At 69.6% G+C, this 17,460-nt stretch carries 17 protein-coding genes and 1 pseudogene; 4 read left to right on the top strand and 14 right to left on the bottom strand.

The window, feature by feature from the left end:
- Positions 1 to 786, top strand: a 786-nt coding sequence (locus tag ACWFRB_RS05520; RefSeq protein WP_452639419.1) for a S1 family peptidase, incomplete at its 5' end; no start/stop codon positions are given.
- Here ACWFRB_RS05520 and ACWFRB_RS05525 read toward each other — a convergent pair.
- From ACWFRB_RS05525 to groES, 3 genes and pseudogenes are all read right to left on the bottom strand, one after another.
- Positions 783 to 947, bottom strand: a pseudogene (locus ACWFRB_RS05525) (IS30 family transposase); the annotation flags it as partial. The gene ACWFRB_RS05520 and the pseudogene ACWFRB_RS05525 overlap by 4 nt on opposite strands.
- A 250-nt stretch (positions 948 to 1,197) precedes the next feature.
- Complete coding sequence (gene groL / locus ACWFRB_RS05530) at positions 1,198 to 2,814, bottom strand: chaperonin GroEL (protein ID WP_452639420.1); 1,617 nt, start codon at positions 2,812 to 2,814, stop codon at positions 1,198 to 1,200.
- A 90-nt stretch (positions 2,815 to 2,904) separates the two neighbouring features.
- Positions 2,905 to 3,204 carry a co-chaperone GroES gene (groES, locus tag ACWFRB_RS05535; RefSeq protein WP_027501788.1) on the bottom strand — a complete coding sequence of 100 codons (300 nt, stop codon included), beginning with the start codon at positions 3,202 to 3,204 and terminating at the stop codon, positions 2,905 to 2,907.
- Positions 3,205 to 3,570: 366 nt separating this feature from the next.
- Here groES and ACWFRB_RS05540 point away from each other — a divergent pair, with 366 nt between their 5' ends.
- Complete coding sequence (locus tag ACWFRB_RS05540) at positions 3,571 to 5,301, top strand: TIGR03767 family metallophosphoesterase (RefSeq protein ID WP_452639421.1); 1,731 nt, start codon at positions 3,571 to 3,573, stop codon at positions 5,299 to 5,301.
- A gap of 43 nt (positions 5,302 to 5,344) precedes the next feature.
- Complete coding sequence (locus ACWFRB_RS05545) at positions 5,345 to 5,788, top strand: RrF2 family transcriptional regulator (RefSeq protein ID WP_452639422.1); 444 nt, start codon at positions 5,345 to 5,347, stop codon at positions 5,786 to 5,788.
- A 9-nt stretch (positions 5,789 to 5,797) separates the two neighbouring features.
- Here ACWFRB_RS05545 and ACWFRB_RS05550 read toward each other — a convergent pair whose 3' ends face one another.
- The 8 genes from ACWFRB_RS05550 to ACWFRB_RS05585 all read right to left on the bottom strand — a co-directional run bounded on the left by ACWFRB_RS05550 (position 5,798) and on the right by ACWFRB_RS05585 (position 12,769).
- Positions 5,798 to 6,340, bottom strand: a complete 543-nt coding sequence (locus ACWFRB_RS05550; RefSeq protein WP_452639423.1) for a potassium channel family protein — start codon at positions 6,338 to 6,340, stop codon at positions 5,798 to 5,800.
- Positions 6,330 to 7,382: a tRNA (adenosine(37)-N6)-threonylcarbamoyltransferase complex transferase subunit TsaD gene (gene tsaD, locus ACWFRB_RS05555; protein WP_452639424.1), complete on the bottom strand. Its 1,053-nt coding sequence runs from the start codon at positions 7,380 to 7,382 to the stop codon at positions 6,330 to 6,332. The genes ACWFRB_RS05550 and tsaD overlap by 11 nt, the downstream gene beginning before the upstream one ends.
- Positions 7,379 to 7,861: a ribosomal protein S18-alanine N-acetyltransferase gene (rimI, locus tag ACWFRB_RS05560; protein ID WP_452639426.1), complete on the bottom strand. Its 483-nt coding sequence runs from the start codon at positions 7,859 to 7,861 to the stop codon at positions 7,379 to 7,381. Before rimI ends, tsaD begins: the two co-directional genes overlap by 4 nt.
- Positions 7,858 to 8,502: a tRNA (adenosine(37)-N6)-threonylcarbamoyltransferase complex dimerization subunit type 1 TsaB gene (gene tsaB, locus ACWFRB_RS05565; RefSeq protein ID WP_452639428.1), complete on the bottom strand. Its 645-nt coding sequence runs from the start codon at positions 8,500 to 8,502 to the stop codon at positions 7,858 to 7,860. Before tsaB ends, rimI begins: the two co-directional genes overlap by 4 nt.
- A gap of 15 nt (positions 8,503 to 8,517) precedes the next feature.
- Positions 8,518 to 9,000, bottom strand: coding sequence for a tRNA (adenosine(37)-N6)-threonylcarbamoyltransferase complex ATPase subunit type 1 TsaE (tsaE, locus tag ACWFRB_RS05570; RefSeq protein WP_097210396.1), 483 nt, complete (start codon positions 8,998 to 9,000; stop codon positions 8,518 to 8,520).
- Positions 8,993 to 10,069 (bottom strand): alpha/beta fold hydrolase, encoded by a 1,077-nt coding sequence (locus ACWFRB_RS05575; protein WP_452639430.1) that lies wholly within the window; start codon positions 10,067 to 10,069, stop codon positions 8,993 to 8,995. The genes tsaE and ACWFRB_RS05575 overlap by 8 nt, the downstream gene beginning before the upstream one ends.
- A complete protein-coding gene (gene alr, locus ACWFRB_RS05580) occupies positions 10,066 to 11,223 on the bottom strand; it encodes an alanine racemase (RefSeq protein ID WP_452639431.1) in 1,158 nt (385 codons plus the stop codon). Before alr ends, ACWFRB_RS05575 begins: the two co-directional genes overlap by 4 nt.
- Positions 11,224 to 11,323: 100 nt before the next feature.
- Positions 11,324 to 12,769: an NAD(P)H-hydrate dehydratase gene (locus tag ACWFRB_RS05585; protein ID WP_452639433.1), complete on the bottom strand. Its 1,446-nt coding sequence runs from the start codon at positions 12,767 to 12,769 to the stop codon at positions 11,324 to 11,326.
- Positions 12,770 to 12,816: 47 nt separating this feature from the next.
- Here ACWFRB_RS05585 and ACWFRB_RS05590 point away from each other — a divergent pair, with 47 nt between their 5' ends.
- On the top strand, positions 12,817 to 13,161 hold the full coding sequence (locus ACWFRB_RS05590; RefSeq protein WP_452639434.1) for a cupredoxin domain-containing protein: 345 nt from the start codon (positions 12,817 to 12,819) through the stop codon (positions 13,159 to 13,161).
- Positions 13,162 to 13,183: 22 nt separating this feature from the next.
- Here ACWFRB_RS05590 and glmS read toward each other — a convergent pair whose 3' ends face one another.
- The 3 genes from glmS to ACWFRB_RS05605 all read right to left on the bottom strand — a co-directional run bounded on the left by glmS (position 13,184) and on the right by ACWFRB_RS05605 (position 17,437).
- The gene (gene glmS, locus ACWFRB_RS05595; RefSeq protein WP_452639435.1) at positions 13,184 to 15,049 is read right to left on the bottom strand and encodes a glutamine--fructose-6-phosphate transaminase (isomerizing); all 1,866 of its coding nucleotides are present in this window, start codon (positions 15,047 to 15,049) and stop codon (positions 13,184 to 13,186) included.
- Between the two features lie 68 nt (positions 15,050 to 15,117).
- Positions 15,118 to 16,095, bottom strand: a complete 978-nt coding sequence (locus ACWFRB_RS05600) for a hypothetical protein (protein ID WP_452639436.1) — start codon at positions 16,093 to 16,095, stop codon at positions 15,118 to 15,120.
- Positions 16,096 to 16,354: 259 nt separating this feature from the next.
- Complete coding sequence (locus ACWFRB_RS05605) at positions 16,355 to 17,437, bottom strand: alpha/beta fold hydrolase (protein WP_452639438.1); 1,083 nt, start codon at positions 17,435 to 17,437, stop codon at positions 16,355 to 16,357.
- Positions 17,438 to 17,460 lie beyond the last annotated feature (23 nt).

Below are 17,460 nucleotides of genomic sequence, written 5' to 3' on the forward strand. Positions count from 1 at the left end.
GTGGTGCCGGTCGGCGCCGACGGCACCGCCACCAAGCAGTGGACCCCACCCAAGACCGCAGGCAAGGTGACCATGAAGGCCACCTTCTCCGGCCGCGACGGCGTCACCGGATCCACCACCACCCAGCAGGTCACCGTCACAACGACCGCGCCCACCACCACCAAGCCCACGCCGGCCCCCGACGCCATCACGGGTGGCACCGGCTACGACGCCGGCAACTGGTTCTGCTCGTTCGGTTTCAACGGCACCGACGGTGACGGCAACGCGGTGAACATCTCCGCCGGACACTGTGACCCGGACCCCGCACACCCGGGCGACTCGGATGTGTCCGACAGTGACCGCTTTCGCCTCGGCATCTTCGAAAAGTCGGTCGTCGATGGCGGCGACTACACGGTGATCAAGATCAGCGACACCGCCGCCCACCGTTTCAAGAACAACTTCATCAATACCTACGGCGGGGACCCGCTGCCGATCACCGGCACCGCAGATCCCGTGGTCGGGGCGCCGGTGTGCAAGTCCGGCATGATGACCCACTTCATCTGCGGCAAAATCACCAACATCAACATGAACTTGGACAACGGTGAGCTAACGGTGCCCAACGCCTTCGTCTCGAAGCTTTGCACGATACGTGGTGACAGCGGTGGCCCCATCGTGACCGGCACCAAGGCGCTGGGCATCACGAGCTCCGGCGCGGTCGGGGAGTGCAATGGCTCCTCGCGGGTGTGGGCGCAGCCGATCAACTCGATCCTCGCAGACAACCCCGGCCTGAAGATCCGCACCAACTAGCGGGCTGGCAGATCACGCAGACGCTCGGCTGGGGTATCCCAGTCGAGCGTTGTGCATGGACGGGTGTTGAGTTGGCGAGCGACGTGCTCGAGGACTTCGGGACCAGAGACACTCAGGTCGGTGCCCTTCGGGAAGTACTGACGCAGAAGACCATTGGTGTGGATCCTGCCCGGTCCCGCGCTCCGGATTCCGTCGCGCCAACCCCTGGGGGTCCGTACGTTCACACCGACCTGGCACGCGCGACCACACCGGTCTCGGTGACAGTGGCTTCGATCGGTGCCCGGTGCTGAGGCACATCCCAGAAAAACGACACGGTCGTCGCAACCTCTCAGTCGAGAGTGTTGCGACGACCGTGTGAACCGCCAGATCCGTCCGGGCCTGGCGTGTTGTCACCCGTGGGTGACGGTGGAGCTAGTGGCTGTGACCGTGGCCGTGATCCGCCTCGACGGCCTCGACCGGCTTCTCGACGACCGTGGCCTCGGTGGTGAGCACCATGCGGGCGACCGACGCCGCGTTGACGACCGCGGAGCGGGTCACCTTCACGGGATCCACCACACCGTCGGCGAGCAGGTCGCCGTAGGTGAGGGTGGCGGCGTTGAAGCCGTGGCCCTTGGGCGCCTCGGCGACCTTGCTGACCACGACCGAGCCGTCGACGCCCGCGTTGGTGGCGATCCAGAACAGCGGGGCCGACAGCGCTGCGCGCACGACCTCGACGCCGGTCGCCTCGTCGCCGGAGAGCGATGCGGCCAGCGCGCCGAGCGTCTGGCCCGCCTGCACCAGCGCGGAGCCGCCGCCGGGCACGATGCCCTCCTCGACCGCGGCCTTGGCCGCGTTGACCGCGTCCTCGACCCGGAACTTACGCTCCTTGAGCTCGGTCTCCGTGGCGGCGCCGACCTTGATCACCGCGACGCCACCGGACAGCTTGGCGAGGCGCTCCTCGAGCTTCTCACGGTCCCAGTCGGAGTCGCTGTTCTCGATCTCGCGACGCAGCTGACCGACACGGGCCTCGATGTCCGCCTCGGTGCCCGCGCCGTCGACGATGGTCGTCTCGTCCTTGGTGACGACGACCCGACGGGCGCTGCCGAGCAGCTCCAGCCCGGCCTCCTTGAGGGTCAGGCCAACATCGGTGTTGATGACCGTGCCCGCGGTGACGACCGCGAGGTCGTCGAGGAACGCCTTGCGCCGGTCACCGAAGAACGGCGCCTTCACCGCGACGGCCTTGATCGTCTTGCGGATGGAGTTCACCACCAGGGTGGAGAGCACCTCGCCCTCGACGTCCTCGGCGATGATCAGCAGCGGCTTGCCCGCCTCGGCTACCTTCTCGAGCAGCGGCAGGAAGTCGGGCAGCGAGCTGATCTTCTCGCGGAAGAGCAGGATCAGCGCATCTTCGAAGATCGCCTGCTGCGCATCGATGTCGGTGACGAAGTACGGCGAGAGGTAGCCCTTGTCGAACTGCACGCCCTCGGTGACGACGAGCTCGGTCTGCAGCGTCGAGGACTCCTCGACGGTGACGACGCCGTCGACGCCGACCCGCGTCATCGCCTCGCCGACCAGCTCACCGATCTCCTCGTCGCGCGAGGAGACGGTGGCGACCTGAGCGATCGCCTCCTTTCCCACGACGGGGGTGGCGGCGGCGATGAGAGCCTCCGACACGGCATCTGCTGCCTGGCTGATCCCCACACCGAGTGCGATCGGGTTGGCGCCGGCAGCGACATTCTTCATGCCGCCGTGGATCAGCGCCTGGGCGAGCACGGTGGCGGTGGTGGTGCCGTCACCCGCGACATCGTTGGTCTTGGTGGCGACGCTCTTGACGAGCTGTGCGCCGAGGTTCTCGAACGGGTTCTCGAGATCGATCTCGCGAGCAATGCTGACGCCGTCGTTGGTGACCGTGGGGCCGCCGAACGCCTTGGCGAGCACCACGTGCCGACCGCGGGGGCCGAGGGTGACCTTGACCGCGTCCGCCAACGTGTCGACGCCGCGCTCGAGAGCCCGGCGCGCGGTCTCGTTGAACTGGATTTCCTTGGACATATTGCTCAGCAACTCCTGGATTGGGAGGGTCCGTCAACGCGATCCGCCCCGGGTCCATGAGTTGGGACGCCGGGGCGGTTCGCAAGTGGCTTACTTGGAGATGACAGCCAGCACGTCACGTGCCGAGAGGATCAGGTACTCCTGGCCGGCGTACTTGATCTCGGTTCCGCCGTACTTGCTGTAGATGACGGTGTCGCCTTCCTTGACGTCGACCGGGATGCGGTTTCCCTTGTCGGTCACGCGACCTTCGCCGACGGCGACGACGGTGCCCTCCTGGGGCTTCTCCTTGGCCGTGTCGGGGATGACCAGGCCTGAGGCAGTCGTCGTCTCGGCCTCGTTGGCCTGGACGAGGATCTTGTCCTCGAGCGGCTTGATGTTCACGCTCGCCACGATGAGCCCTCCACTTTCAGGGGTTTATGCGTCCAGGGCTGTTCCCAGGACGTGATGGTTTGTTCGTTAGCTTGCGGCATCTCACTCGAGCCCCGTCGTCGCGGGTGCCGAGGCTCGGTCAGCGCCAACTAGCACTCTATACATGCGAGTGCCAGCGCTCAAGGTCGGCGGGTACAGGAACCGGAGCTCGCCGTGTCCTCTCCACCGCCACCGTCACCGTTCGGCTCGCTCGCGGGCGGGGATCCACATCACCGGAAGGGCCGACCCTCACGTCGGGGTGACCGATCGACCGCGCGGCCGCAGGCCGATGTCCGATTGAGGCGGCGTGAATCCAAGATGTACGACAGGTGACCTAGAGTCGTCGCCGTGGCAAACATCAGCAGGCGCGCATTCATCGGACTGGCCGGACTCGGAGCCGCGGGAACCCTCGGGGCCGGCGCATTCGGAAGGGCGCCGTGGGGTACCTGGTACGCCGCGGCCGACCCGCTGCCTGCCTCCTTCGCAGGGACCACGCTCGAGGCCGTCGCGACTCCCGTCGGCGGATCCGGCTACCGGTCGCTCACCGCGGGCCCCGGGTGGCAGATGATCGTGCGGGGCGAGCTCGCCGAGGCACGGTCGGGTCGCGAGGAGCGCAGGACGGCCCTCGCGTCCGTGGTGCAGCTGACCGACCTGCACATCGTCGACGCCCAGTCCCCCATGCGATTCGAGTACGTGCATCCGCTCAACGGGTCGGCGTTCCGACCGCACGAGACGCTCACCACGCAGGGCCTGGTCTCGCTCGTCTCGCGGATCAACTCGCTGCCCGGCGGCCCGCACACCCGCCGCGCGTTCGACGCCGTGGTGACCACAGGCGACAACACCGACAACAAGGAGCACGCGGAGCTCGGCTGGCTGCTGACCGCGCTCAACGGCGGCACCTTCATCCCGAACACCGGTGCCGCGGATCGCTATGAGGGCGTGCAGAACTCCGGGGCGGACCTGTACTGGAACCCCGAGTCACCGATCCGCGACATCTACAAGAAGGCCGGCTTCCCGGAACTGCCCGGACTGCTCGGCGCCGCGGCCCTCACGCCCGTCACGAGCCCGGGCCTGCGCACACCCTGGTACAGCGTGTTCGGCAACCACGACGACTCGATCCAGGGCACCATCCCCAGCGGAATCGCACCGCTCGAGGCCATGTACACCGGCTCGATCAAGATCGAGACACCCGATTCCGAGCAGGCCCGCGCGATCGGCAGCGCCGCCAGCTCGGACCCGGCGGCACTGCCGAGCATCCTCGCCGCGGTCACCACCCCGCCGCGCATCGTCACGCCCGACGCCAACCGTGCACCGTTCACCCCTCGGCAGTACATCGCCGCCCACCTCGACCCGAGGAACGCAGGCCCCGGTCCGGTCGGCCACGGCTTCGCCCCCGACGCGGGTGAGACCGGCATCGGCTACTACTCGTTCGAGATCGCGCCGGGGGTGGTCGGGATCAGCATGGACTCCACCAACCGCGCCGGGTTCGTCGAGGGCTCCCTCGGCGAGGCCCAGTTCCGCTGGATCGAGCAGACCCTGCAGGCCGGCAGCAGCCGCTTCTTCGACGCGGGCGGCCGCCCGGTGACGCAGTCCCGGCAGGACACGTACTTCCTGCTGTTCAGCCACCACACCAGCGGCTCGATGGACAACCTGGTGCCCGACCCCGAGAACCCGGGCGAGCGCCGCCACTCCGGCCCCGAGCTGCTGGATCTGCTGCACCGCTTCCCGAACGTGCTCGCCTGGGTGAACGGACACACCCACGAGAACAAGATCACGGCGCACCCGGGTGCCACTGCCGCACAGGGCTTCTGGGAGATCAACACCGCCTCGCACATCGACTTCCCGCAGCATGCGCGACTGATCGAGGTTGTCGACAACACCGATGGCACGCTCTCGCTGCTGACCACGCTGGTCGAATCGGACAGTCCGTACGAGGTCCGGCACGGGGACTTCAGCCAGCAGGGCCTGGCCTCGCTGTATCGCGAGTTGTCCTTCAACGACATCCACGCCGACCCGAAGTTGATGGGCGGATCCGTCGATCACAACACCGAACTGGTGCTGGTCTCGCCGCGGGCGTGACGGTTATGTTGCATCTCAGATGCAAGTATCATACGGTCGGAACGTGCAGCTGACGCGTTTCACCGACCTTGGGCTGCGCGTGGTGATGCGCCTTGCCGCCTCCCCTGGAGGCGGTGGCCTGACGACAAGTCAGGTGGCGGATCAGATGTCGATTCCGTACACGCACACGGCCAAGGTCGTTGTCCGGCTACGCGAACTCGGCATGGTCGAAGCCCGCCGCGGTCGGGGCGGCGGGCTCACGATCACCGAGGCGGGCCGGCACACCTCGGTGGGCACGCTCGCCCGCGCCCTCGAGGGTGACGAGGAGGTCGTGAACTGCGAGGGCGACCATCCGTGCCCACTGCGCAGCGGCTGCCGCCTCCGTAGCGCACTGCGCCGCGCCCAGATCGCGTTCTACGACTCGCTGGACGGGGTCACGGTCGACGACCTGCTCCAGGCGCCGACCGGGCTGACCCTGCTGGAATTGTCCGCCCCCGTCAGGGCCTGACGCCCGCGCTCACGTCGCTGCGCCCTTGCGACGCTGTCCCAACCGCACCGCGGCCGTGATGATGCGGACACCGACCGCGATCAGGAACAGGTTCCCCACGATCTGCGCCGTGACGATGGCCCGCGAGACCTCGGTGGTCGCGGCGATGTCCCCGAACCCGACGGTCGAGAAACAGACCAGCGTGAAGTACAGCGAATCGACCTTCGTCAGCGGCTCGTTGAAGTTCCCCGGCGCCGACACGGACATCAGGTGGTACAGCGTCGCGAACGCGAGCAGGTACCCCGGCAGCATTAGCCCGAGGCCCGCAATCGCCTGCAGCCCCGGATGCTCCGCACGCACGATCTTCCTGATCTGCCAGGCGAAGAGCCCACCGACGAAAATCAGCCCCAGCACCAGCCCGCCGATCGCGGAGGCAGACTCCAGGTTCTCCATCGGGATGACGAAGTACACGAACACCAATGCGGCCGCACTCAGGAGCGGTCGGAAGGCTGCGCGTCGGATCAGGCTGCGCCGCTGCTCCTTCGGCAGGTTCTCGAACGTCTCATCTGCCATCGCTCGCCGTCCGTGACTGGCTGACGGTCACCGAGAGACCCGGATCCGTGGCGACCGTCAACGGCGACGGCGTGGCGCCCCCGGCGATGACGTGTGCTCCCAACGCGGCGATCATCACCCCATTGTCGGTGCACAAACGCGGCTTGGGGATGCGAAGGGTCAAACCGGCCGCGGCGCAACGCTCCTCGGCGAGCGAACGGATGCGTGAGTTCGCGGTCGCCCCGCCGCCGAGCACCAGGGTGTCGACGCCGACGTCGGTCGCCGCCCGCACCGCCTTCATGGTGAGCACGTCGGCCACCGCCTCCTGGAAGGACGCCGCGATGTCGGGGATCGGGAGCTCCTCCCCCGCCCTCTCCTTCGACTCCACGAAACGCGCGACCGCCGTCTTGAGCCCGGAGAACGAGAAGTCGTAGCGGGCGTCGCGCGGTCCGGTCATGCCGCGAGGAAACGCGATGGCACGCGGATCCCCTTCCTGCGCCGCCGCATCCAGCGCCGGGCCGCCGGGGAATCCGAGTCCGAGCAGCCGAGCCACCTTGTCGAACGCCTCGCCCGCGGCGTCGTCCACCGTGGTGCCGAGCTCGACGATCGGCCGCGCCAGATCCTCGACATGCAGCAGGTGGGTGTGCCCGCCGGAGACCAGCAGCGCAACGCAGGGCGGCATCGGGCCGTGTTCGAGGGTGTCCACCGCGACGTGCCCGCCGAGGTGGTTCAACGCATAGAACGGGACATCCCAGGCCGCGGCGTAGGCCTTCGCTGCGGCCGCGCCGACCAGCAGCGCCCCCGCCAGGCCCGGTCCGATGGTCACCGCGAGCGCGTCCGGCTTGGCGATCCCCGCCTGCGCGAGGGCCCGCCGCATGGTCGGGACGATCGCCTCGAGGTGGGCGCGCGAGGCGACCTCCGGCACCACGCCTCCGTAGCGGGCGTGCTGGTCGACGCTCGATGCCACCTCGTCGGCGAGGAGCTCGCAGGTGCCGTCCCCGTGCCACTTGACGATGCCGACACCCGTTTCGTCGCACGAGCTCTCGATCCCCATCACGATCATGACAGCTGCCCCTCGACCCGGGCGGCGGGCCTGCGCATGGTGTACGCGTCGGCGCCGCTGGGCTGGTAGTAGTTCCTTCGGGTCCCGACGATCTCGAAACCCGTTCCCCGGTAAAGGGCGATCGCGGGCTCGTTGTCCGTGCGGACCTCGAGGAACACCGGACCGCCGTGTTCATCTGCCTCGCGCAGTAGCGCGTCGAGCAGTTGCGCGCCGAGACCCCGTCGCTGGTGAGCGGGATCGACCCCGATGGTGTGCACCTCGGATTCGGCGTCGGCCCCGCGGCCGAGCAGCGCGATCCCCGCGTAGCCGAGCAACGCGGCGGACTCGTCGCGGGCGACGAAGTAGCGGTTGTGTGGCCCGGTCAGCTCCGACCGAAAGGCCTCCGCGCTCCACGGGCTGTCCCCGGGGAACAGCACCGTCTCCAGCTCCTCGCAGCGGGTTGCGTCGGCCGCGGTCATCCCGACGATCCGCGCGGTCATTTCTTCCGGTCCGCGATGGCGACCGCGTCGGGGCGACGCAGGTACAGCGGCACCAACGGCGCGGGCTCCGCGCCGGAACGCAGCGCTGCGGCGGCCACCGCGACCAGGCCCCCCGGCGACGGGGTCTCGACCGGCTCGACTGGCAGGTCGAACAGGTCGACGTGTCCGGCCGATCCCGCGATCGCCTGGGAAGGAGTCGGCTCCAGGTCCGCGGGCTTGTTCACCTCCGGGCCCTGCACGCGGGCACCGCCGCTGTAGCGCGCCCAGTACACCTCGCGGCGGCGGGCGTCGGTGACCACCAGCAGATCCCGTCCGAGCGCGGCCTCGATCGCGATCGCGTCCAGGCTGCAGACACCGTGCACGGGAATCCCGAGGGCATCTCCGAACGCGGCGGCCGTGGCCATGCCGACCCGGAGGCCGGTGAAGGGGCCGGGGCCACACCCGACCACGACGGCGTCGAGATCCGTCGGGGCGAGGTCTGCCTCGGCGAGGCATTCGAGGATGTGCGGGGTCAGCACCTCCGCGTGGGCCCGCGCGTTGACCGTGATCCGGGTCGCCAGGGTTCGTGGGGTGTCGCCCTCAAGGCGCACCACCCCGGCTGTTACGGCAGGCGTGGCGGTATCGACCGCGAGTACGAGCACGATTACCGAGGATACCTAGGAGACCCAGGCCCATTGCGCCGTGCGCACGTCCGACTCCGGTTCGCGCCGCAACCGCACCAGCAGATGCCGCTCGGCCAGATGCTCGACGACGCCCTCGCCCCACTCGACCACCACGACGGCACCCGCGAGGTCCGTGTCCAGGTCCAGGGCGTCCAGCTCGTCGAAGGTCTGTCCCGGATCGGCACCGATGCCGAGCCGGTACGCGTCGACGTGCACCATCGCCACCGGCTCACCGCCGCCGGGACGCTCGCCGCCCGCGCGGTGCTCGCGGGCGATGATGAACGTCGGCGAGCTGACCCGGCCCTGCACGCCGAGCCCGGCCGCGATTCCCCTCGAGAGCGCGGTCTTACCCGCGCCGAGCGGGCCGTCGAGCACCACCAGGTCGCCCGCGTTCAGCTCGAGGGCGAGGCGCCTGCCGAACGCCTCGGTGTCCTCGGTCGTCGGCAGGTGGATCGTGCGGGGATCGTGGTCAGCCACCGACAACCGTCCGTTCGGAATCGCCCTGCTCGGCAATGGAGCGGCCGACAAGTCGGTCGATCGCATCCGTCACCCGGATCGGGAACTCGAGCTGCACCAGGTGCCCGCCGCCGACCACCCGCACCAGCTCGGACTCCGGCAGCTCGGCCGCCATCGCCTCGGACTGGGAGAACGGCAGGATCATGTCCGCATCCCCGCAGAGCACCAGCGACGGCAGCTCGGCGATGACCGGCAGCGCCGCCGACTCGTCGTGCAACTCAAGGGACTTGAGGAAGTTCACGATCGTGGTCACCGACGTCTGGTTGAGCATCCACTCGGAGAACCGCATCAGCGATGGGCTGACATCGGTTCCGTACGAGGCGGAGCGCAGGATCGGGGAGATCAGCATGCGCGCGGCGCCGCGCCCGAACTGGACCAGGCCCGGCGAGGTGCGAACCGCGAGCCGGAACGCGTCGATCACGGGGTTCTGCAGGTTCCTGCTCAGCCCGGTCTTGTTCAGACCCTCGGCCGCGGTGGAGATGAGACCGACCCCGATCACCTTGGTACCGAACAACTCCGGCACCTGCCTTGCCAGCGCCAGGATCGTCATGCCGCCCATCGAGTGTCCGACGAGCACCACGGGACCCCTTGGCGCGACGGCCTGGAGGATCACATCGAGATCCCGGCCCAGCTGACCGATGGTGCAGCTCGCGGGCGCAGAGACCCCGGACCGGCCGTGCCCGCGCTGATCGAAGAAGACCATCCGAACCGCCTTGCCCCAACGCTTCTCGAGCTGGCGCCGCTGAAAATGCCAGGACTCCATCCGCAGGCAGTAGCCGTGCACGAAGACCACCGTGACGGGGGCATCCGCGGGACCGACCTCCCGGACCGCGAGCGCCGTGCCGTCCTCGGCCGCGACGATGCTGGCGCGGTCGGCGCTCATCAACCGGAAGTCCTCCTTGGCGTACCGGTCTCGTCTGCCACCGCGGCGGGCGGCCGGACGGTGCCCGACGGTGACCCCCGCCAGCGCGCCGAGCGCGGCGGCGCTGACAGCGCCGCCGACGAGGCCCGCCTTCCCGAACGGATTCATCGCAGGCCCTCCCTGCCGGTGAAGCCCCGGACGATTCGCCCCCGAACCCCGGTCACCACTTCGTAGTGGATGGTGTCGAGAACGTCGGCCCAGTCCTGGGCCACCGGTTCGCCGTCGTCGCCGCTGCCGAACAGCACGGCCACGTCGCCCTCCGCGATCCCCGCGGGATCCGGTCCGAGGTCCACCACCACCTGGTCCATACACACCCGGCCGATCTGCGGGTGGCGCCGACCACCGATCTGCACCTCGAAGCGGCCACCGAGGGCACGCGGGATGCCGTCGGCGTAGCCGACCGGCAGCAGGGCGACCGTGGTGTCGCGGGGCGCGATCCAGGTGTGCCCGTAGGACACGCCCTCGCCCGCGGCGATCTTCTTCACCAGCGCCACCCGCGCCCGCAGTGTCATGGCGGGCCGCAGTCCGAACCCGCCGAGTTCCGGCACCGGCGAGAGCCCGTAGATCGCGATTCCGGGGCGGACCATGTCGAAACGCAGGTCCGGCCGGGTGAGGACGGCGGCCGAGTTCGCCAGGTGCACCAGCTCCGGACGCAGTCCCACCCGCCTGGCCGCGGCCACGGCCTGCTCGAGGCGGGCCGCCTGGGTGTCGATCACCGGATGGTGCGGCTGGTCGGCGTGCGCCAGGTGCGAGAACATCCCGCGCAGCCGCACCGCACCCTCGGCCTCCGCCCTGGCCAGATCGTGGAGGGTGTCCTCGAGTTCGAACGGCGAGACACCGTTGCGCCCCAGGCCCGTGTCGACCTTGAGGGAGACGGTCGCCGTGGACCCGAGCGCGCGGGACGCCGCGACCACCGATCTCAGGTGTCGGGGCGAGGAGACGCTCAGTTCGATGTCTGCTGCGATCGCGGCGGTGAAGTCCGTGTCGGGAGTGTGCAGCCAGGACAGGATCGGTGCGTCGATGCCCGCGGCCCGCAGTTCCATGGCCTCGCCGACCGTGGTGACCCCCAGCTCGGCGGCCCCCGACGCGAGCGCCGTGCGCGCCACCGCTGCCGCCCCGTGGTTGTAGGCGTCGGCCTTGACCACGGCCATCACCGCGGCGTCGCCCGCGTGTTCACACAGCAGACGGACGTTGTGGGCGATCGCATCGAGATCGATCAGCGCTTCCGCTTGCGGCGCGGACGGGCCAACCGCGGAAGTCATACGCAGATCGTCCCATACGGACAAGTCGGAGGTCACGATCCACGATCCTGCCATTGACCGCCGAAAGGCCAAATGATTTCCATCACTAACGAGGTCACATTTAGGGCACCGCTTGGGCACGAAGCACCCTCACCGCGGCCCTGACCTGCGATAGCAGCGCATCGGCCGAGATGGGGGCGGCCGTGCCCGAGCCCTGCCCCGCGGCCAGATTGGCGGCCAGCGAGTGCGCGCGGGCGCCCATCGCCGCGGCGGTGAGCGGCGCCAGTCCGGTCGACATGAGGGCACCGATGACGCCCGCCAACACGTCCCCTGCGCCTGCCGTCGCGGCCGCGGAGCCACCGGCCTCGTTGAGCAGGACCGATCCGTCCGGATCTGCCACCACCGTGCACCGCCCCTTGAGCAGCACGCCGGTCCCCCACTCGGCCGCGAGGTCTCGGGTCGCCGCCACCCGGTCGGCGGCGGGATCGCGCCCGGTGAGCCGGGCGAACTCCCCCGCATGCGGGGTCAGCAACGTCGGCGCCGACCGGCCCGCGACGAGCCCGGGTTCCTCGGCCACCAGCGTGAGGGCGTCGGCGTCCACCAGCACCGGCAGGTCGGTGCCGAGGACCGCGCGCAGCACCGTCAGCGCCTCCTCGTCGACGCCCATCCCCGGGCCGACCACCCAGGCCTGCACCCGGCCGGCGGCACCGAACCCCTCCACCGCGACAACCTCCGGCCAGCGTGAGAGAACCTGGGGCGCAGCGGTTCCCGCATACCGCACCATGCCGGACGTGGCGGTGACCGCCGCTCCCGCGCACAGCACGCCCGCACCGGGATAGCGTGCGCTGCCCGCGATCACCCCGACAACGCCCTGGCTGTACTTGTCGTCCGCGGGCCCCGGCATCGGCCAGCGAGCGCCGATCTCGGCCGCGGTCGGTGTCCGGACCGAGGCGTCAGGGAGGTCGAGGCCGATGTCGACGAGTTCCACCCGGCCGCAGTGCGCGGCCGCGAGGGCGTGCACGGGCTTGAGCGCCCCGAATGCGACCGTGACCGAGGCCGCCACGGCGGGCCCCGCCGTGACCCCGGTGTCGGGATCGACCCCACTCGGCAGGTCCACCGCGACGATCGGCACGCCGATCCTGGCCACCAGGGCGGCGGCAGGCGGCCGCAACGGCCCCCGGCCCGAGATCCCCACGATGCCGTCGACCACCAGGTCGGGGTCGCCGAGATCCGCTTCGGCGCCCACCGCGACCCGCCCGCCGACGGCCCGCAACGCCGCCAGCCCCGCGGCGTGGACCCGGACGGGATCGAGCAGGACCGCCAGGACCGCGACCCCGCGCCTACGCAGCATCGCCCCCGACCACAGCGCGTCCCCGCCGTTGTCTCCTGAGCCGACCAGCAGGGTCACTCGCCTGCCCGCCACACCTCCGGTGCGCGAACGTAGTTCCGACGCCACCACGGCGGCCAGTCCGTATGCGGCGCGGCGCATCAGGGCGCCGTCGGGAAGCGCGGCGAGCAGCGGGGCCTCCGCGGCCCGCACCTGGTCGGCCGTGAAGTAGTCGCGCATCGAATCACCGTATCGCCACGGCAGTCTTTCGGGGCTACCCTTTATCCATGCGCGCACTCGGCGCCACCATCGCAACGGGACTTCTGGTCGCGTCGGTTCTCGCGGGAACAGCTGGTCCGGCGCAGGCGCGGACCAAGACGGTCGAGATCAACAACTATGCCTTCTGGCCTACGACCGCCCGAATCCTCATGGGTGACACCGTCACCTGGGAGTTCAATGACGAGGGCGTGGAGCACAACGTCACCGCGACCTCGCGGGCGACCTCGCAGGACAACTTCGCAAGCGAGACGATGTCCGAGGGCGAATTCAGCCACACGTTCATGAGGCAGGGCACCTACCCCTACGAGTGCACCCTGCACCCGCAGATGAGCGGCACCGTCATCGTGCGATGACGGCGCCCCTCACCTCGGTGAACTATTCGACGGTGACCGACTTCGCCAGGTTGCGCGGCTTGTCCACGTCGTAACCGCGGGTCTGCGCGACCTCGGCAGCGAACACCTGCAACGGCACGGTGGACAGCAGCGGCTGCAGCAGGCTCGGCGCCGCCGGGATCTCGATGAGGTGGTCGGCGTGCGCGCGCACCGCCTCGTCGCCCTCCTCCGCGATCACGATGGTCCGCGCGCCGCGCGCCTTGATCTCCTGGATGTTGGAGACCAGCTTCGAGTGCAGGACAGCGCGACCCTTCGGCGACGGCATCACGACGATGACCGGAAGGCCCTCTTCGATCAGCGCGATCGGCCCGTGCTTGAGCTCGCCCGCGGCGAATCCCTCGGCGTGGATGTACGCGAGCTCCTTGAGCTTGAGCGCACCCTCGAGCGCCACCGGGTACCCGACGTGGCGTCCGAGGAACAGCACGGTCGGCGAGTGCGCCAGTTCCCGCGCCAGCGCCCGGACCGGTTCGACCGTCTGCAGCACGCGCGCGACCAGCTCCGGCATGGCCTCGAGGTCGCGGTACTCCCTGGCCACCTCGTCCGGGTACTTGGTGCCGCGCGCCTGCGCCAGCGCCAGCCCCACCAGATAGTTCGCGGTCACCTGGGCCAGGAAGGCCTTGGTGGACGCGACACCGATCTCCGGTCCCGCCCGGGTGTAGAGGACGGCGTCGGCCTCGCGCGGGATCTGGGACCCGTTGGTGTTGCACACCGCGAGCACCCGCGCCTTCTGGTCCTTCGCGTGCCGCACCGCCTCGAGGGTGTCCGCGGTCTCACCGGACTGAGAGATCGCGACGACGAGCGTCGAACGGTCGAGAACCGGGTCGCGGTAACGGAATTCGCTGGCCAGCTCCACCTCCACCGGCAGCCTGGTCCAGTGCTCGATCGCGTACTTGGCGAGCAGGCCGGAGTGGTAGGCGCTGCCGCAGGCCACCACGAACACCTTGTCCACGTCGCGGAGCTCCTGATCGGAGAGCCGCTGCTCGTCGAGCACGATGCGACCTGCGTCGAAGTGCCCGAGCAGGGTGTCCGCGACCGCCGCCGGCTGCTCCTGGATCTCCTTGAGCATGAAGTAGTCGTGGCCGCCCTTTTCCGCGGCGGCGAGGTCCCAGTCGATCCGGAACGGACGCGTGGGGACGTCCTCGTTCCCGTCGAAGTCGGTCACCGTGTAGCCGTCGGCGGTGATGACGACGACCTGGTCCTGACCGAGCTCGACCGCGTCGCGGGTGTGCTCGATGAACGCCGCGACATCGGATCCGAGGAAGGTCTCGCCCTCGCCGACGCCGATCACGAGCGGGGTGGACCGGCGGGCCGCGACGATGGTGTCCGGGTGGTCGGCGTGCGTGAACACCAGGGTGAACGCGCCCTCGAGGCGGCGGATCACCGACCTGGCGCTCTCCACGAAGTCGCCGGCGGTGTCGCCGGAGGCGTAGGCCCGCGAAACCAGGTGCACCGCCACCTCGGTGTCGGTGTCGGAGGCGAACTCGACGCCGTCGTTCTCGAGCTCGGCACGCAGCGGCGCGAAGTTCTCGATGATGCCGTTGTGCACGACCGCGACCTTGCCCCCGGAATCCCGGTGCGGGTGCGCGTTGCGGTCGGTCGGCCTGCCGTGCGTCGCCCAGCGGGTGTGGCCCATGCCGGTGGTGCCGACGAAGCGCTCGGTGCCGGTCTCCGCGAGCTCGGCCTCGAGGTTGGCCAGCCTGCCCGCCTTACGCTCGATCGCGACGCCGCCCGCACCGTCGAGGACGGCGATGCCTGCCGAGTCGTAGCCGCGATACTCCATCCGGCGCAGCGCCTCCACCACGACGTCCAGCGCCTGGCGGTGGCCGACGTATCCCACGATTCCGCACATGGGTCACCAGGGTACTGGGCTGTCGAACCCCTGCCGACCGGGAGGGCGCGGGCGGCGGGTGACCTGGGTCACGGTGCGACCGGACCGGTGCCGAACAACGCCGTGCACACCCCGTTGTGCAGTTCGACGGCCACCTGCAGAACCCTGGACCCGCCCGCGACCGGCAGCAGCGGAGAGCTGTAGTTCGCACAGGTCTTGTTCTTCGCGCTCGGCGCCGCCACCGGCGCCGGGATCTCGAACCAGTTGCCCGCCCCGAAGTTGTCGTTGGCGAGCAGGACCCTGCCGTTCTTCGCCGACGGCTTGCCGTCCTTGCCGACGTAGGTCTGGCCGCCGAGCACCAGTCGGGTGCCGTTGGGCCCGCCCGGCACGGACTGCAGGTACGGCGAGTGCTGGAAGTAGCTGCCGTCGGCGGTGGTCACCCGGACCCCCGGGTCGGTCGTCGCGCCCCAGTTGACACCGTCGTGCGAGACCTTGACGTACGGGCTGCAGTACTCGGCCCCGAAGTTGCACATCTCGTAGGTCGAGGCGAACCGTCCGTCGGCCAGCCGGGTCACCACGGCCATGCCGGGACGCACGCGCTGCGGATCACGCGCGAGGATCACCTGCTTGTCCACCCAGTCCAGGCCGTTGACGGAGGACACCCTGCTCAGCACCTGCGAGTGCCGGGGCATCTCGGTCTCGTCGGCGTAGTACAGCCACAGGGTGCCCGCCGCATCGACGACGAACTCGGGCTCCCAGACGCCCTCGTGGTTCGGGGACCGGGCCGCGACGCCGAGCGGCACCCAGTCCCGGCCGCCGTTCCAGCTCGCCCACACCTTGATCGCGATCCGCCGGTCGCGGCCCGCCTCGTACCCGACCGTGCCCGCCCACAGCAGCGTTCCCGGCGGCAGCAGGCCTGTCTGCTGCGGCACCTCGTAGAGGGTGCTGCAGCACAGCCCCGAGTTGGCCTCGGGGTCACGGACCGCGCCGATCGGATGGAAGCTGGCGCCGTCGTCGGTGCTCTCGAGGATCGGCGAGAAGTAACCCTGCGCATCGCGGCTGGTCATCGACGCCAGGATCGTGCCCGATTGCTTGAGCCGAACCAGGCGCGGATACTCCCCCACCCCCAGCACCGAGGGACCCGGTTGCGCTACGGCAGGCGTGGGACCGGCGACCAGGAGAAACAGGAACGAGAGTGCGAGACAATATGCTGCTCTGCGCAAGGTGCACCGTCCGGATAGTCGGGGATTCCCGCGAATTCAAACAGACCGGAACCCCCGATCGTGATGCTTTTGCGACATTCAGATTTCCATGCGCAACCGGCAGTTATTGTGCTGTGATATCCGGCTCGGAGCTGGCCAGGAAGTCGGCGAGTGCGGGCCACATCGTCTCGCGGGCGGCGCGGCCCGTGAGCACGCCGAGGTGCCCGCCCGGGAACGCACCGAACCGGACCGACAGCGACCCGGTGAGCAGGTCGGTCAGGTGGTGGACGGCCTTCACGGGCGCGAGCCCGTCGCCCGCGCCCGCGATGACCATGGTCGGTATGTCGATGTTGCTCAGACTCACCCGGCGGCCACCGATCTCCATGTGGCCGGTCGCGAACTCGTTCGACCGCATCACCACGTGATAGAGCTGGCCGAATGTGCGACCCGGGTACGCATACATGCTGTTCATGAAGCGGTCCACCGCCTCGAGCTGCTCGAGGTGGTCCCTGTCGTCGAGGTTGGCGAGGATGGTGAACGGCCTGGTCATGTACTTGTCGATGCTCGCCGCCTTGAAGCCGAGGCTGGTCAGCGGGGCCGGGATGGTGCCGAGCGCCCTGTAAAGGGGCGCGATCGTATAGGGCCCGAACAGCCGGTCCAGCGGACGCAGGGTCGCGAACAACGGAACCTGCCGCAGGTCGAAGGGGCTGGCGATCGGGGTCAGCGAGGCCAACGGCAGCTCCGGATGTGCCGCGGCCGCATAGACCGCGAAGATCCCGCCAAGCGACCAGCCCGCGAGGTGCACCAGCGCGCCGCCTGCATCGTCACTGACCACCTGCACCGCATCGGGGATCACATCGTCCACCCAGTGCTCGAAGCCGCGGCTCCTGTCCTGGAAGTTCACCGGGCCGTAGTCCACGACGTACACGTCGCGGCCGGTTTCCATCAGGTACTCGACGACGCTGCAACCGCGACGCAGGTCGAAGGCGACGGAGGTGGCCGCCAGCGGTGTCACCAACAGCAGGGGCGCGCCCGTCGCCGGACTGTCGGCGGAGCGGAACCGACGGATCGTGCGCTCGTCGTTCGAGTCGACGACCTCCGACGGTGTCGGCCGCAGGTCCGCGAGCCCGTTCGACCCGAGCCGGGCGAGCACGTTCTCGAACGCGCGCGGCAGATCGCGGGGCAGCGGTACCGGAATGCCAAACACTTGTCGCTTCTCCCTCGTGGTTC

The organism is Rhodococcus sp. NPDC055112, from assembly GCF_053607505.1.